Annotated in this window: 13 protein-coding genes and 1 other RNA gene; 2 read left to right on the top strand and 12 right to left on the bottom strand. The window is 71.8% G+C overall.

Annotation, left to right across the window (positions count from 1 at the left end; all coding sequences use genetic code 11):
• Positions 1-77 precede the first annotated feature (77 nt).
• The 4 genes from ACIBCJ_RS05850 to ACIBCJ_RS05835 all read right to left on the bottom strand — a co-directional run bounded on the left by ACIBCJ_RS05850 (position 78) and on the right by ACIBCJ_RS05835 (position 6,436).
• Positions 78-1,310: an acyltransferase gene (locus tag ACIBCJ_RS05850; protein ID WP_365978956.1), complete on the bottom strand. Its 1,233-nt coding sequence runs from the start codon at positions 1,308-1,310 to the stop codon at positions 78-80.
• Between the two features lie 125 nt (positions 1,311-1,435).
• Positions 1,436-3,640, bottom strand: coding sequence for a glycosyltransferase (locus ACIBCJ_RS05845; protein WP_362094280.1), 2,205 nt, complete (start codon positions 3,638-3,640; stop codon positions 1,436-1,438).
• Entirely contained in the window at positions 3,640-5,163 is a 1,524-nt protein-coding gene (locus ACIBCJ_RS05840) for a hypothetical protein (protein WP_365978955.1), read from the bottom strand. The genes ACIBCJ_RS05845 and ACIBCJ_RS05840 overlap by 1 nt, the downstream gene beginning before the upstream one ends.
• 301 nt (positions 5,164-5,464) lie before the next feature.
• Complete coding sequence (locus tag ACIBCJ_RS05835) at positions 5,465-6,436, bottom strand: LysR family transcriptional regulator (RefSeq protein ID WP_362094274.1); 972 nt, start codon at positions 6,434-6,436, stop codon at positions 5,465-5,467.
• 83 nt (positions 6,437-6,519) lie between these two features.
• On the opposite strand from ACIBCJ_RS05835, the gene ACIBCJ_RS05830 reads away from it, so the two are divergent.
• Complete coding sequence (locus ACIBCJ_RS05830) at positions 6,520-7,815, top strand: MFS transporter (protein WP_365978954.1); 1,296 nt, start codon at positions 6,520-6,522, stop codon at positions 7,813-7,815.
• Between the two features lie 56 nt (positions 7,816-7,871).
• Here ACIBCJ_RS05830 and ssrA read toward each other — a convergent pair.
• The 5 genes from ssrA to ftsE all read right to left on the bottom strand — a co-directional run bounded on the left by ssrA (position 7,872) and on the right by ftsE (position 11,809).
• Positions 7,872-8,271, bottom strand: a transfer-messenger RNA (tmRNA) gene (gene ssrA, locus ACIBCJ_RS05825).
• Positions 8,272-8,376: 105 nt separating this feature from the next.
• Entirely contained in the window at positions 8,377-8,856 is a 480-nt protein-coding gene (gene smpB, locus ACIBCJ_RS05820; RefSeq protein WP_052841735.1) for an SsrA-binding protein SmpB, read from the bottom strand.
• A gap of 46 nt (positions 8,857-8,902) precedes the next feature.
• Positions 8,903-10,102 (bottom strand): S41 family peptidase, encoded by a 1,200-nt coding sequence (locus ACIBCJ_RS05815; RefSeq protein WP_365978953.1) that lies wholly within the window; start codon positions 10,100-10,102, stop codon positions 8,903-8,905.
• A 68-nt stretch (positions 10,103-10,170) separates the two neighbouring features.
• Positions 10,171-11,088 (bottom strand): permease-like cell division protein FtsX, encoded by a 918-nt coding sequence (gene ftsX / locus ACIBCJ_RS05810; RefSeq protein WP_362094264.1) that lies wholly within the window; start codon positions 11,086-11,088, stop codon positions 10,171-10,173.
• Positions 11,089-11,119: 31 nt separating this feature from the next.
• Entirely contained in the window at positions 11,120-11,809 is a 690-nt protein-coding gene (ftsE, locus tag ACIBCJ_RS05805; protein ID WP_003975843.1) for a cell division ATP-binding protein FtsE, read from the bottom strand.
• Positions 11,810-12,023: 214 nt separating this feature from the next.
• On the opposite strand from ftsE, the gene ACIBCJ_RS05800 reads away from it, so the two are divergent.
• A complete protein-coding gene (locus ACIBCJ_RS05800) occupies positions 12,024-12,218 on the top strand; it encodes a hypothetical protein (RefSeq protein ID WP_133885421.1) in 195 nt (64 codons plus the stop codon).
• A 173-nt stretch (positions 12,219-12,391) separates the two neighbouring features.
• Here ACIBCJ_RS05800 and ACIBCJ_RS05795 read toward each other — a convergent pair whose 3' ends face one another.
• The 3 genes from ACIBCJ_RS05795 to ACIBCJ_RS05785 form a co-directional block, all read right to left on the bottom strand.
• Positions 12,392-13,063: a hypothetical protein gene (locus ACIBCJ_RS05795; protein ID WP_362094260.1), complete on the bottom strand. Its 672-nt coding sequence runs from the start codon at positions 13,061-13,063 to the stop codon at positions 12,392-12,394.
• Between the two features lie 323 nt (positions 13,064-13,386).
• The gene (gene prfB / locus ACIBCJ_RS05790) at positions 13,387-14,493 is read right to left on the bottom strand and encodes a peptide chain release factor 2 (protein ID WP_133885420.1); all 1,107 of its coding nucleotides are present in this window, start codon (positions 14,491-14,493) and stop codon (positions 13,387-13,389) included.
• Positions 14,494-14,570: 77 nt separating this feature from the next.
• Positions 14,571-15,818 (bottom strand): serine/threonine-protein kinase, encoded by a 1,248-nt coding sequence (locus ACIBCJ_RS05785; RefSeq protein ID WP_362094255.1) that lies wholly within the window; start codon positions 15,816-15,818, stop codon positions 14,571-14,573.
• Positions 15,819-15,872: the final 54 nt, after the last annotated feature.

The raw sequence follows: 15,872 nt of genomic DNA, 5'->3' as shown, positions 1-15,872 counted from the left end.
CACTTGCGCAACCGGGGCAGTCTCGCACGGAGCACCGACAGCCGTCAGCCCCGGTGCCCGGCGGCCCCGGCGGCGCGTCAGCCCCGGTGGGCGGCGCGGGCCCTGGGCTGCTTCGGTGCCGGGCGCTTGCCGCCGTCCGGCCACAGCTGGGGTTTGCGCTTGGCCGCCACGTCCTCCATCCAGCCGAACCAGACGATGCAGCTCCCGATGAGCAGCCAGGCGATGACGAGGACCGGCCAGGGGCTCTCCAGCAGCCACGGGACGTTCTCGTAGACGACGTCGAAGCCCCACAGCTGGTCCCAGAGCGTGGCCGCGACGAGGATGCAGATGTTGTGCCACAGGTAGATGGTCACGGCCCGCGAGTTGAGCAGGGTGATCAGCCGGTCCCAGCGGCGCAGCCGGCGCGGCCACTCGGTCCACGAGGGGCTGACGTGCAGGAGCAGCAGCACCGTCGCGAAGGACCAGACGGCCTGTGCGAAGGGGATGGAGTCCAGGTCGTACCCGGTCTTGAAGCCTTCCCGGAAGGCGTACCAGAGGCCCAGCGCGGCGATCACCGGCGCCACCGAGGGCACCACGTAGCGCGGCAGCCGTTTCAGGATGCCTTCCTGGTGGGCCATGCCGAGGATCCAGCAGGCGCCGAAGGTGCTGAAGTCCGTGAGTGCCGACGGGAAGCGCTCGCCCGGCAGTTCGAGGTAGCCGAACTGGAAGGCGGCCGACAGGACGAGCGGCGCCAGGATCGTCAGCCACGGCAGGGCCCGCAGCGCGCGCAGCAGGACCGGGGAGAGCAGGACGTACCAGAGGTAGGCGCGGATGTACCAGAGCGGCCCGGCGAGTTCCGAGGCCCAGTCCTCGCCCAGGATGCCGTGGACGCCCGGCAGTCCCTCGGCGAACGGCGGGTCGCTCAGCGGCAGGATCCAGTAGACGAGGTGGAACCACCACCAGCCCGGGTGCCCGTCGTCGCCGGGCCCCCAGCCCTGGATCACCATGCCGGTCACGCCCACGACGCCGAGCAGCCACAGCGGCGGCAGCAGGCGGCGCATGCGGCTGCGGACGACCTGGACGGCCGGACGCTTCAGGGAGCGGGCCATCAGGTTGCCGGCGAGGGCGAACATCACGCCCATGGACGGGAACACCACGGGCAGCCAGGCCCAGCCCATCAGGTGGTAGAGGACCACCCGGAAGAGGGCCACCGCCCGCAGCAGGTCGAAGTAGCGGTCGCGGACGGGACCGCGCCGGGCCTGCTTCTGCTCCGGCACCACCGGTACGGCGGTGTCCGCGCCGACGGGCGGGTGCAGGGGTGGTGCGGTCATGTGCGGGGCGCTCCGGGGCGGGACGGACGTGCTGGGGAAGGGTGTGGCCGGGAGGGGCGTGGTCGGGAGGGGACGGGCCGGACCGGGTGCGGGGACCGGTCGCGTCGGGTCGTACGGCGGGGTGGTCATCCGACCGGCCTCCCGTCCATGGCTCCGGACCGCCGCTGGGACGGGACGCCGTCGACGCCGGGCGGCGGTGCGGACACCCCTCCGCTGCGCCGCAGCTTCTGCCAGCGCAGCCGGCCGCCGGTGAGCGCGGTGATCCAGGACTGGAGCAGCACCACGTACATGATCTGGCGGTACAGGATCTGCTGGAGGGGCAGCGAGATGAGCGGGGTGAGCTTCTCCCGGTCGAGCCGGAAGGCGTACGCGGCGCACACCGCCTGGATGGCCAGCACCCCGAGCCAGGCCACGATCGTCTTCTCGGTGGGCCCGAAGACGATGCCGTAGAGCAGGAAGACGTCGATGAGCGGGGCGAGCAGCGGGGCCACGACCATGAACAGGGAGACGAAGGGCAGGCCCACCCGGCCGAAGCGGCCCGAGGGGCCCTTCTCGATCACCGCGCGGCGGTGCTTCCAGATCGCCTGCATGGTGCCGTACGACCAGCGGTAGCGCTGGGACCACAGCTGGCTGACGGACTCCGGGGCCTCGGTCCAGGCGCGGGCGTTCTCGGCGTAGACCACCCGCCACCCGGCGCGGTGCAGCGCCATGGTGACGTCGGTGTCCTCGGCGAGGGTGTCGTCGCTCATGCCGCCGAAGGGCTCCAGGGCGGAGCGGCGGAAGGCGCCGACCGCGCCGGGGATGGTCGGCATGCAGCCGAGGATGTCGTACATGCGGCGGTCCAGGTTGAAGCCCATCACGTACTCGATGTGCTGCCAGGCGCCGATGAGGCTGTCCTTGTTGCCGACCTTCGCGTTGCCCGCCACGGCGCCCACCTTCGGGTCGCCGAAGGGCTGGACGAGTTCGCGCACGGTGGAGGGCTCGAAGACGGTGTCGCCGTCCATCATCACGACGATGTCGTGACGGGCGTTGGCCAGGCCCCGGTTGAGTGCGGCCGGCTTGCCCGCGTTGAGCTGCCGGATCACCCGGACGTTCGGCAGGCCGAGACCCTCGACGATGCGGGCGGTGCCGTCACTGGAGCCGTCGTCGATGACGATGACCTCGATCGGGTGGTCGCTCTCCATGAGGGAACGCACCGTGTTCTCGATGCACTTGGCCTCGTTGTACGCCGGGACCAGTACCGTCACCGGTTCGGTCACCGCCGGTCCCCAGCGGAAGCGTCTGCGGCGCACCCGGCGGGCGTGGGCGCCGGACAGGAGCAGCATCAGGACGAAGCGTCCGATCACCAGGGTGCCGACGACCGCGAGGCCCACCACCAGGACGTCGGTGAGGTGCTCGGATGCCTGCACGAGGAAGACCCAGGCCCTGCCCTTCCACAGTTCGGCGCCGGTCACCGGGGTCATGGCGCTGGGTGCGTCCAGGGCCTCGGTGAGGTTGTCGAACGTGTAGCCCTTCGCCTTCAGGTCGGGCAGGAACCTGTCCAGGGCCTGCACGGTCTGGTGGCGGTCGCCGCCGGAGTCGTGCATCAGGACGATGGCGCCCTTGCCGCCGTGCGGTGTGGCACGCCGGATGATCTCGTCGACGCCGGGCTTCTGCCAGTCCTCGCTGTCGGTGTTGTTGACGACGGTGATGTAGCCGCGGCTGCCGATGTACTCGGTGACCGGCCAGGACTTGTCGTCCATGGCGTCGGCGAAGGAGGAGTACGGCGGCCGGAACAGCGAGGTGCGCACCCCGGCCGCGCCGGTGATCGCCAGCTGGTTCTGCGACAGCTCCCAGTCGATGCGCTTCTTGGACTGGAAGGAGAGGTCGGGGTGGTTGAAGGTGTGCAGGCCCACCTCGTGGCCCTCGTCGACCATGCGCTCGACGAGGTCCGGGTAGCGGGAGGCCATGGTGCCGGTGACGAAGAAGACCGCGTGCGCGTCGTGCTTCTTCAGCACGTCGAGCACCCGGGGCGTCCAGGTCGGGTCCGGACCGTCGTCGAAGGTGAGGACGAGCCGGTGGTCGGGCACGCTCAGGCTTTCGGTGCGGCCGCCGCGCACGTCGATGACCGGGCCGCCGTCCAGGATCTTCTCGGGTACGTCGGTGGTGGCGGCGGGCGGCTGGACCCGGTGGTCGGCGAGGATCTCGCTGTGCACGTATCCGCGCAGCATGAGCATGGCCGCCAGGGCGACCAGGACGAGCAGCGGGAGCAGCAGACGCAAGGGCAGGCGACGGCGGGAGCCCTCACGGGCGCTGCGCGCGGCCCCGTGACGGCGGGTGCGGGATGCCATCAGAGGGTGTTCTCCGGGGACAGGGAAGCGGACGTGGAGGTGTCGGCCGGGCCGGCGACCACGACGGGCGCGCCGGCCGGACCCGCGACGGGGTCGGGGTCGCCCGCGCCGTTGGCGTTGGTGCCGTCCACGCCGGGGTCGGTGCCCGTGGTGGAGCCGCCGGTGGGCTCGGTCGGGCCGACGGAGGTACCACCGCCCGCCGGGGCCGACGGGCCGGTGGGGGCGGAGGGCGTCGACTGCGTCGACTGGGCCGGGTCGGGGTCGGTCGCGCCGGAACCGCCCGCGGTCCGGCCGCTCCCGGACGACGACGTCTGGGGACCGGTGCTGGTGCCCGGCTGCTGTCCCGCGGTGCCGCCGGTCACGCCGGACGCGGGCGCCCCGGCACCCGGTGCGGTCGCCGCGCCGGAGTCCGCCGAGGGGCTGGCCTGCGGGGCGGCGTCACCGGTGCCCGAGGGCTGCGCCGACTGCGAGGGCACCGGCGTGGTGTCGACCTGCCCGGCGGGCGCGCCCTCCTGCTGGCCCGGTACGGGCATCCAGGGCGCGTCGGAGTTGCCGGAGAGCAGCGTGGAGACGATGACGACGGCGTAGACCGCGCAGGCGATGCCGACCAGGATGCCGAGGCGGCGGTACAGACGGCTGCGGCGGCCCGACGCGTCGACGAAGACGGGTCCGTCGGAGGGCTCCGGGCGGCTGCGGTGCCCGCCCTCGGCGCGCAGCAGCACGCCGTCGCCCAGGTGGACGGCGTCGAGTTGGACCGTGACCTCGTGCGGGTCGTGGGTGTGCTCGGCGGCACCCGGACCGGTGTGCGCGTCGCCGTCTGTGTCCGGCAGCTCCTGCCACGGGTCGCGGAGCGCGGCGGTGGCGGGCGCGGGTGCGGGTATCGGCGCGGGAGCGGGTGCGGGTGCGGGGAAGGCGCGGGTCGGTGCGGCGGGCCCGGCCGACGGGAGGACATCCGTCCGGTCAGGGTCCGGGCCGGAGCCGCGGGCCCCACGGGAGGACCCGGGGCCGGCTGCCGGGGAGGCGTAGGCAGCGTTGCCGAACGGATCGGCTCCCGGGAGGACATCCGTCCGGTCAGGGGCCGGGCCGGAGCCGCGGGCCCCACGGGAGGAGCCGGGGCCGGCTGCCGGGGAGGCGTAGGGAGCGTTGCCGAACGGAGCGGCCCCCGGGGCTGCGTCGGCCGGAACGGCGCGGCTCGGCGCGGCGCTGTACGGCGCGGCGCTGTGCGGCTGGCTGCCCGGAGCGGCGGCTTGGCCGGGGTGGTCCCCGGCCTGGTCCGGTCTGCCCCAGGTTATCCGCCCCTGGGCCAGCGGGTCCTGACCCGGTGCGCGGCGGCCGTGGCTCGCTATTCGGGAGCCGAGGATCTCCGTCCGGTCGGCGGCGGGACCGCCGTGGCCGCGCGGGCTCCCACCGGACGTCCCGAACCACCCCGCGCCCGACGCGGCCCCCTGGGACCCGCCGGAACCGGTGGACCCGGAGGGGACGGACTCGGACCGGCCGGCCCCGCCGGACTCCGCCGCGCTCATCGGGGAGACCCCGGACGACGGAAAGGCCCGGGTCGGGGGCAGCACCTCGGTGGCATCAGCATCTCGTCCTGCCTCCGAGCGATCACTAACCCCGGACTCGACCTCGGGCCACTCCGGTTGGGCGTCTTTTTGCCAGTTCTTCACGCGCGCGCACTTCCCCCCACGGGACACTTCCGGGTGCGCATACGACCCCGAGCACCCGTCGGCCGAACCGGCCCCCACCAGGTTCGAGCGCCCCCTGTATCACACCGTGCTCAGGCAAAGAATGTAGCGCACGCGGAGGAGCTGTGGTGGCCACGTGTCACTTGTCGACGGACATCACAGCGGCGTCGGCGGCCGGAATCCACCCTTCGTCCGGAACCTCGAGCCAACCCTTTTCGGTCGCGACCTGGGCCGCCGCCCGGCGCAGCGCGTCGAGCGCGGGATGCTTCAGTCCCTTTCGCCAGACGAGCGACACCGGTGAGAGCGGCACGGGGTCGACGAGGGGGCGCACGACGGTCGCGGGCATGGCCGGAAAGCTCTGTACGGCGAGGATGGGATTGCGCGTCTTGTCCATGATGCGCTGGAACTCCTCCTCGCCGACGGCCAGCGGCGCGGGGGGCGCGACCCGGATGCCGCGCCCCTCGAACAGGCGGTGCGCGAGGTCGGTCCACTCCGGCGTGCGCGGGTTGCCCGCTCCGGCGTACACGTCCTCCCCGGCGAGTGCGGACAGCGGCACGCGCGCCTGCCGGGCCAGCGGGTGGTCCTCGGGCAGCACGACCGCCATGGGCTCGTAACGCACCGGCTGGTGGCCGAGTCCCGCCCGCAACGCCGGGGGCAGCCCGGCGAACCGGCCGAAGGAGGCGTCGATGCGGCCCGCGATCAGTTCACCGGCGGCGTGGGTCAGTCCGCTCTCGTAACGCGCCATCAGCTCCTGCTCGGGCGCGAGCGCGCGGGCCCGCTCAAGTACCAGACGGCCGGTGAGGAGGCCCGGGGAGTTGAGGTCGACGAGCAGCGGGCGGGCCTGGCCGAAGGCGCCCAGCAGGTCGTCCTGTGCCTGGAGGACCCGGCGCGCGTACGGCAGCAGCCGCTCGCCGTCGGCCGTCAACGTCACCTGCCGGGTGGTACGGACGAACAGCTCGACGCCCAGCTCCCGCTCCAGGCGCCTCACGTCCCGGCTGAGCGCCTGCTGGGCGAGGTAGAGCCGGGCGGCGGCGCGGGTGAAGTGCAGTTCCTCGGCGACGGCGACGAAGGCGCGCAGGAGACGGGGATCGACGGAGGCGGGTGCGGGCATCCGGCGAACTTACAACGCTGCTGCGTGAATGGCGACGGAGAAGGTGTTGGACCCCGCGATCACCTCCGGGCGACGGTGGACGCATGCCGACACCGACCCCAGCGCGCCCGCCCCGTCCCGCTCAGCCCGCCCTCTTCCTGTCCGTCACCGCGGACGCCCTGGTCGCGGCCGACTTCCGCCCCCGTACCCGGCGCCGGCCGCCCGGCCCGTACCGGCGCCTCCTGTCCACGCCCGGAGCCCGGGGCTTCACGGTCGGGAACCTCGTCGCCCGGCTGCCCATGGGCATGTTCAGCGTGAGCGCGGTCGTGATGATCGCCGCCACCCGTGGTTCGTACGCCCTCGCCGGCGCCGTCACCGCGACGGGGCTGGCGGCGACGGCGCTGGTCGCCCCGTGGACGGCACGGCTCGTGGACCGGTACGGGCAGGCCCGGGTGGCCGTGCCCGCCACCCTGTTCGCCGCGCTGGGCTCCGTCGCCCTGCTGCTGTGCGTGCGGTACGAGGCGCCCGCCTGGACCCTGTTCGCCGCGTACGCCGCCACCGCGACGACGCCCAACACCGGCGGCATGGCCCGTGCCCGCTGGACCCACCTGCTGAAGGGCGACGCCGACGCGCTGCACACCGCGAACTCCTTCGAGCAGGCCACGGACGAGCTGTGCTTCATGCTGGGTCCGGTCCTCGCGGCGTTCCTGTGCACCGCATTGTTCCCGGAGGCGGGGACGCTGGTGGGCGTGGTGCTGCTGGTGGCCGGCATGCTGCTGTTCGCCGCCCAGCGCTCGACCGAGCCGCCGGCCCGCCCGCGGCCTACGGCGAAGTCGCCCGTCCGGGCCCCGGGTATCCCGCCGCTCCTGGTGGTGTGCCTGGCGATGGGCGGGATCTTCGGGGCCATGGAGGTCGTCACCATCGCGTTCGCGGACGCACAGGGACACCGCGCGGCGGCCGGCACCGTCCTCGCCCTTCAGGCGGCCGGGTCCTGTGCGGCGGGGCTGCTGTACGGCGCCGTCCGGCCGACCGGGCCGGCCGAGCACCGTCTGCCCTGGTGCGTGGCCGCGATGACGGTCCTGCTGACACTGCCCCTGCTCGCGGCCTCGCTCAGCGGCTCGCTGCCCCTGCTGGCGCTCACGCTCCTGGTCGGCGGGATGGCGACGGCCCCGACCATGGTCACCACCATGACCCTGGTCCAGCACCGCACCCCGGAGGGGCGCCTGAACGAGGGCATGACCCTGGCAGCGACCGGGCTGCTCGGCGGCATCGCCTGCGGCAGCGCGGTGGGCGGCTGGACGGTGGAGCACGTCTCCCCCACCGCCGCCTACACCGTCCCGGTCACCGCGGCCGCGACGGCCCTCCTCCTGACCCTGCTGCCGCCCCGCCGGACCTCGTGAACACGGAAAACCCCTGGGCCCCCGGACGTGTCCGGGGGCCCAGGGGTTTCCTGGGAATGTGGAGATGGCGGGAATCGAACCCGCGTCCAACGGTGCGGAATCAGGGCTTCTCCGTGTGCAGTTCGCTTCGATTTTCTCGGCCCCGGAGATCACGCGAACAAGTCTCCGACGGGCCCAGTCACTGTTTGGTTTCCCTCTTCACCCCGTGACCGGGATCAAGGTTTAGTCCCCTAGCTGATGCCAGGATCCGGGTCGGGAACAGCCCCGGGCTGACACTCCCTTAGTAGGAGGCTCGCTTCGCTACCTGAGATCAGGCAGCGAGGGCGAAGGCCTGCTGGGAGGAATCGCGCTTGGTGTTGGCGATTATTTTTTTCGGCCTGTGGTTTACGAGATCATGGCCGCTTCCTCGACACGCTTCCCCTGCTTCGACAGCCGCTGTCGAAACCGATCATCCCCATGTTGATTTTTCAAACCCTCCGAAGAGGGGGCGCGCACCCGCTGTGGGGTGCAGATGCCATCGTACGTGACCAACGCGTACGCGTGCCAGCCTATTCCCCCGGCTCAGGCCCGCTGCTTGCGGCGGATCGCCGAGATCGTCCGCTCCGCCTCACGGCGGTCCTGCTTCTCCCGGAGGGTCTGCCGCTTGTCGTACTCCTTCTTGCCGCGCGCCAGCGCGATCTCGACCTTGGCCCGGCCGTCCTTGAAGTAGAGCGCCAGCGGGACGATGGTGTGCCCCGTCTCCTGGGACTTCGACTCCAGCTTGTCGATCTCCACGCGGTGCAGCAGCAGCTTCCGCTTGCGGCGCGCGCTGTGGTTGGTCCAGGTGCCCTGGCTGTACTCCGGCACGTGCACGTTGTGCAGCCACGCCTCGTGCCCGTCCAGCTGCACGAACCCGTCGGCCAGCGAGGCCCGCCCCTGGCGCAGCGACTTCACCTCGGTGCCCGACAGCACGAGGCCGGCCTCGTAGGTGTCGAGGATCTGGTAGTCGTGCCGCGCCTTCTTGTTCTGCGCGATCAGCTTGCGCCCTTTTTCCTTAGCCATAGTGCGGTCCATTTTGGCACTACGGAGGGGTCCTGCGGAAAGCCGATTACGCGGGGTCCTGCGCCTGGCGTCCCAGTCCGCTCAGCACCGTCCGGGCCCGGTCCAGGGCGGCCGGGTCCGCCGGGTCGACCTCCAGGTCGGGCGTGATGCCCGTACCGTCGACGCCGCGCCCGGAGGGGGTGCGGTAGTGGCCGACGGTCAGCTCGGCCACCGAGCCGCCGGGCAGCCGGCTCGGCATCTGCACCGAGCCCTTGCCGAAGGTGCGCGAGCCCAGGACGACCGCCCGGCCGCGGTCCTGGAGGGCGCCGGTGAGGAGCTCGGCCGCGCTCATCGTGCCGCCGTCGACGAGCGCGACCAGGGGGCGGGCGGTGTCGCCGCCCGGATCGGCGTGCAGGGCCCGCTGGTCGCCGTCGACGTCGTACGTGGCGACCAGGCCGCCGTCGAGGAAGGCGGAGGCGGCGGTCACGGCCTCGGTGACCAGACCGCCGGAGTTGCCGCGCAGGTCGAGGACGACGCCGACGCCGGACGGCACCCGCGCCACGGCCTCGCGCACCTGCCCGCCGACGCCCTTGCTGAAGGAGGTGACCTTGACGACGGTGAGACCCTCGGCGGGCCTGCGGACGGTCACCGGGTCCGTGGACAGCCGGGCACGCCGCAGGGTCTCGGTCCACGCGCGCGTGCCCCGCTCCAGGCCCAGCCGGACCGCGGTGCCGGCGGGCTCGCGCTCGGCGTCGCCGCGCAGTATGGAGACGACCTCGGTGACGGGCCGCCCGTCGACCCGCTCGCCGTCGACACTGCGCAGCCGGTCGCCCCGGCGGATGCCGGCGTCGGCGGCGGGCGAGCCGGAGCGCACCCGGGTCACCTCGATGCGTCCGTCGCGCTCGCGGCGCGCGGAGAGTCCGACGCCGGTGTACCGGCCGTCGAGGGCGTCCTCCAACTCCTCGTACTCGCCCTGGGAGTAGACGGATCCCCAGCGGTCCCCGCTGCGGCTGACCGCGCGTTCGGCGGCCTCCACCGGGGACTTGCCGTCGGCCATCGCCTCGGCCGCCGCGCGGGCGACGTCGTCGTTCCGCGCCTGCGGTCCGGCCGGGGCCGCCGAACGGGCCGCGCCGGGCTCGGACTTCCGGTCGGTCCCGGGGAGCGAGCCGCTGGCCGCGCCCGCGACGAGCACGCTCGCGAACACCAAGGTCAGGGCGGCCCCGTGGCGTGCGCGACGGGGCTGACAGAACAGGTCACGACCTGACATGCCGGTGAGTCTAGGACAACGCACAAGGGCCGCACGGTCGCTTGACCGTGCGACCCCCTTGGGATGTGTCACACCTTCAGGTACTTGCGCAGCGCGAAGAACGCGGCCAACGCGGGCATCAGCAGACTCGTGGCCAGGATGAGCGGCAGCTTCGTCAGGACGGCGTCCCAGCCGATGAAGTTGATCAGGTTCAGCTTCTCGGACAGGGCGAGTCCGTGGTCGATGATGAAGTACCTGGCGATCACCAGGAAGCCGCAGGCGACACCGCCGCCGATGAGACCGGCGACCGCCGCCTCCATGATGAACGGCGCCTGGATGTAGAAGCCCGAGGCGCCCACGAGGCGCATGATGCCGGTCTCGCGGCGCCGGCTGAACGCCGAGACGCGCACGGTGTTGACGATCAGCATCAGCGCGACGACCAGCATGAGGGCCATCACCGCGCGGGCCGCCCAGTTCATGCCGTTGAGGAGGCCGAAGAGGTTGTCCAGGATGCCCTTCTGGTCCTGCACGGACTGCACGCCCTCACGGCCGTCGAAGGCGGTCGCGATGACCTGGTACTTCTCCGGGTCCTTGAGCTTGATCCGGTACGACTCCTGCATCTGGTCCGGCGTGAGGGAGCTGGCCAGCGGCGAGTCGCCGAACTGCTCCTTGTAGTGCTTGTACGCCTCGTCCTGGGACTCGTACGTCACCTTGTCGACGACGGTCATCTCGTCGAGGTCGGCCATGATCTGCTTCTTCTGGTCCTCGGTCACCGCGCCCTTGGCGCAGTTGGGGTCGGACTCCGCGTCGCTCTTGTTGCAGAGGAAGACGGAGACGTTGACCTTGTCGTACCAGTAGCCCTTCATGGTGTTGACCTGGTCGCTCATCAGCAGGGAGCCGCCGAACAGGGCCAGTGACAGGGCGACCGAGACGATGACCGCGAAGGTCATCGTGAGATTGCGGCGAAGACCGACACCGATCTCCGAGACTACGAACTGGGCGCGCATGGCGTCTCGTTAAGCCTTTCGTTCCTCGTCGTCAGTGCTGGTAGCCGTAGACACCGCGTGCCTGGTCCCGGACGAGGCGGCCCTTCTCCAGCTCGATGACGCGCTTGCGCATCTGGTCCACGATGTTCTGGTCGTGCGTGGCCATCACCACGGTGGTGCCCGTCCGGTTGATGCGGTCGAGCAGCTTCATGATGCCGACGGAGGTCTGCGGGTCCAGGTTGCCCGTGGGCTCGTCGGCGATCAGCAGCTTGGGCCGGTTGACGAAGGCGCGGGCGATGGCGACGCGCTGCTGCTCACCGCCGGACAGCTCGCCCGGCCTGCGGTCCTCCTTGCCGCCGAGCCCGACGAGGTCGAGCACCTGCGGCACGGACTTGCGGATCTCGCCGCGGGACTTGCCGATGACCTCCTGGGCGAAGGCGACGTTCTCGCCGACCGTCTTGTTCGGCAGCAGGCGGAAGTCCTGGAAGACCGTCCCCAGCTGGCGCCGCATCTGCGGCACCTTCCAGTTGGACAGGCGGGCGAGGTCCTTGCCCAGCACGTGCACCTGACCGTGGCTGCACCGCTCCTCGCGGAGGATCAGCCGCAGGAAGGTGGACTTTCCGGAGCCGGAGGATCCCACGAGGAAGACGAACTCGCCCTTCTCGACCTCCAGGGAGACGTCCCTGAGGGCTGGGTGGCTCTGTTTGGGGTAGACCTTGGAGACGTTGTCGAATCGGATCACGGATGCACCACGGGTCGCCGGGGGTAGATGTGCGTGACCATACGCGAACCGGGGAGCCGACCGCAGTCACCGGTCGGGGTTGCGTATCAGTTGCACGTTTTGTCCCCGCAGGAGGGCGCGCGGGGCCTCGCGGAACCTGGCACAGTGGAAGGGGAACGTTCGCGCCGTCGCGGACGTTGTTCCGGACGGAGCCGGTGGCAAGGAGGGCGAGCGCATGACGTACGACCGGTTGGTGTGCGCGAACTGCGCGGCGCCCGTGAGCGAGGGCAGGTGCCCGGTGTGCCGGGCCAACCGCGAGCGGTTGCAGCAGGAGAGCAACTTCTTCGCGGGGCTGAACCCGATGGCGCTGATCGCCTTGCTGGCGGTGCTGATCGCCGCGGTGGCCCTGCTGGCCCAGCAGACCGCCTGACGGTCCTGGAGCGGCCCTGAGGCCCGCCGGGGCGCGCGGTCGGGGCGCGGGGCCGAGAGCGCGAGAAGACGCAAGAAGACACGGAGAAGACACGAAGGGGCCCGGAGCGGTTGCGCTCCGGGCCCCTTCGTGTACGCACACCGCGTGAGCGGTGCGTACGCGGACGGCTACCGTCAGGCGGCAGCGCCGCCGCGGCCGTTCATCAGACGCGGCAGGAAGCGGAAGCCGATGCCGCCGGCGATCATCGTCGCGGCGCCGACCAGCAGGAACGTGGTCTCCGCGGCGCCGGTCTCGGCGAGCTCCTTGCCGTTGCCCTGGGCAGCGGTGTCGGAGGCCGGAGCCTGCTCGCCGGTGTCGGTCAGCGCGGAGGAACCCTGCTCCTGAGCGACGTTGTCGTTGCTGCCGCCGTTCGGGTCGGTGTTGTTGCCGCCACCGCCGTTGCCCGCAGCGTCCGTCGGGTCCGGGGTCGGCTCAGCCGGGACACTGGGGTCGGACGTCGGAGGCTCCTCGGTCGGAGGCTCCTCCGTGGGAGGCTCCTCGGTGGGGGGCTCCTCCGTGGGAGGCTCTTCGGTCGGAGGCTCCTCGGTGGGGGGCTCCTCCGTGGGAGGCTCCTCGGTCGGAGGCTCCTCGGTTTCGCAGTCGGGACCGGTGCCGATGTCGCACGGGTCGGGGTCGTCGTCGTCACCCGTGACGCTCAGGCCGAGACCGATACCGCTGTCGCTGGTGCCGGCGCTGACGCCGATCTCGAGCGCCGATGCGGCACCCGCGGCGGTCAGCGAGGCGCCGGCCGCGATCACGGCGCCGGCCGCTATACGCGCGACACGGATGCGCGTCTTCTTCGTCATGTGGTTGCTACCCCCAGTAGCCGATCAGTAGGTGAGGCCGCACTCGGGGGCCGTGATCGACGGGGGTAGCTGTGCGTACTCAAGCCCCCCGGTTCACATGCGCCCCAGAAATACGCATGCCGCGCCTCACCATTCCGAATGTTCAAAGCAACGTCAAGGCCATTGCGTACGCGATGTCCCCGTACGGGACTTATGCCGGACACAAAGGGTGTGAGTGTGATGTAAAACCCAGACATCACCGGCGAACGGCGGACCGGGAAAAGGCAACTGCCGCCGATGGGGCGGCAGTTGCCTTGTCGACAAAGCGGCGACTTCGCGTCGCGCTACTTCTCCTGCTGCTTGCGCCAGCGAATGCCGGCCTCCAGGAAACCGTCGATCTCGCCGTTGAACACGGCCTCGGGGTTGCCCACTTCGTGCTCCGTGCGCAGGTCCTTGACCATCTGGTACGGGTGCAGCACGTACGAACGCATCTGGTTGCCCCAGGAGTTGCCCCCGTCGCCCTTGAGGGCGTCCATCTTGGCCTGCTCCTCCTGGCGGCGCCGCTCCAGGAGCTTGGCCTGGAGGACGTTCATGGCGGTGGCCTTGTTCTGGATCTGGGAGCGCTCGTTCTGACAGGAGACGACGATGCCGGTGGGGAGGTGGGTGAGGCGCACCGCCGAGTCGGTGGTGTTGACGCCCTGGCCGCCGGGACCGGAGGACCGGTACACGTCGACCCGCAGCTCGGACTCGTCGATCTCGATGTGGTCGGTCTGCTCGACCACGGGGAGGATCTCGACGCCCGCGAAGGAGGTCTGGCGGCGCCCCTGGTTGTCGAAGGGCGAAATGCGCACCAGCCGGTGCGTGCCCTGCTCGACGGAGAGGGTGCCGTAGGCGTACGGCGACTGCACGGCGAAGGTGGTCGACTTGATGCCGGCCTCTTCCGCGTACGACGTCTCGTAGACCTCGGTCTTGTAGCCGTGCTGCTCGGCCCAGCGCAGGTACATGCGCTGGAGCTTCTCGGCGAAGTCGGCGGCGTCCACGCCGCCCGCCTCCGCCCGGATGTTCACGAGTGCCTCGCGCGCGTCGTACTCGCCCGAGAGCAGGGTGCGGACCTCCATCTCGTCCAGCGCCTTGCGGACGGCCGCGAGCTCGGACTCGGCCTCGGCGCGGGTGTCCGGGTCGTCCTCCTCCTCGGCCATCTCGAAGAGCACGCCGAGATCGTCGATCCGGCCGCGCAGGGCCTCGGCCTTCCGCACCTCGGCCTGGAGGTGCGAGAGCTTGCTCGTGATCTTCTGCGCCGCCTCCGGGTCGTCCCACAGGGAGGGCGCGGCCGCCTGCTCCTCGAGCACGGCGACGTCTGCCCTCAACTTGTCGAGGTCCAGGACGGCCTCGATCGACTCCATGGTCGAGGAGAGGGACTTCAGCTCTTCGGATACATCGACGACTGCCACGCATCCAGCGTAACGGCTCCGGCCGGCGGTCCACGCCCGGCGGGTGCGGGTGCGGACCGCCGGTGCTGGTCCGGGGCTCAGGGAGAGGCCGGTGCCGAGTTCCGTGTGTCCTGGGGTCCGGTGTCCCCGTCGTCACCGCCCGTGGCCAGCCACGTACCGACTCCGATCGCCGCCACCAGGGCGACCGCGCCGGTGCCCAGTGCGATCCGGCGGCGCCTCGCGGTGGCGCGGTTGCGGGCCGATCCGGGGCGCGGGGCGCCGGCCGCGCGCGGGGCGCGGGCGGTGCCGCGGGCGCCGCCGGCCAGCTCGTCCGGGGCCGGTACGCGCATCGACGTGTGGGTGTCCCGGTTGGAGTCGGCCGGTTTGGCCCCCGGCACCAGAGGCACCGCTCCCCGGCGCCGTACCGGCTCTCCCGAGGACGCGGAGGCGGCCGCGGGGTCCTCGGACGGCGTGTCCTCGTCCTGCTCGGCGTCGGGCTCGTCCACGTCGAGCGGGGCCATTCCGGCGAGCAGCGGCAGCAGTTCGCGCAGCCGGGCGCTCAGCTCGGAGGCGCGCAGCCGGGACGCCGGGGCCTTGGCGAGGCACTGGACGAGGAGCTGCCACAGCTCGTCGGGGATGCCGGGGAGCGGGACGACGGTCTCGGTCACGTGGCGGCGCAGCACCGCGCCGGGGTGGCCGCCGCCGAACGGCGTGAAGCCGGCCAGCAGCTCGTACAGCACGGTGGCCAGCGCGTAGATGTCGACCGCAGCGCGCGGGGGCAGGCCCTCGACGATCTCCGGGGCCAGGTAGTCCGGGGTACCGATGATCTTCGTGGCGCGGGTGCGCCGCGGGGTGTCGATGAGCTTGGCGACCCCGAAGTCCGTCAGCAGGGCGGGGTGCGCGCCGCCGGGGCCGAGCGGGCCCTGCATGTCGAGGAGCACGTTCTCGGGCTTCACGTCGCGGTGCACGACCCCGGCGGCGTGCGCGGCGGCCAGTCCGTCGGCGACGTCCGCGACGACGGCCACCGCGGCCTCGGGCGCCAGGCGCCGCTCCCGGTCCAGGCGGGTGCGCAGGTCCGTGCCCCGGACCAGGTCCATCACCAGCGCGAGGTCGTTGCCGTCCACGACGAGGTCGCGCACGGAGACGACGTGCGGGTGTTCGAGGCCGAGCAGGGCGGTGCGCTCCTGCACGAAGCGGGAGACCAGCTCCTGGTCGGACGCCAGGTCCTCGCGCAGCAGCTTGATCGCGACGGGTCCGTCGGGACCCTCGCCCAGCCACACCGTGCCGGCGCTGCCCCGCCCGAGGATCTGATGGGCGGTGTACCGGCTGCCGATCTTCCGTGCCAAGACTGCTCCTACCGACGCGTGTTGCGCCTAAAAGTACGCGTTGCAGGAGCCGGC

Source organism: Streptomyces sp. NPDC051136, from assembly GCF_044455745.1.
Taxonomy (GTDB): Bacteria; Actinomycetota; Actinomycetes; order Streptomycetales; family Streptomycetaceae; genus Streptomyces.
This window is presented reverse-complemented; position numbering and strand designations above follow the sequence as displayed.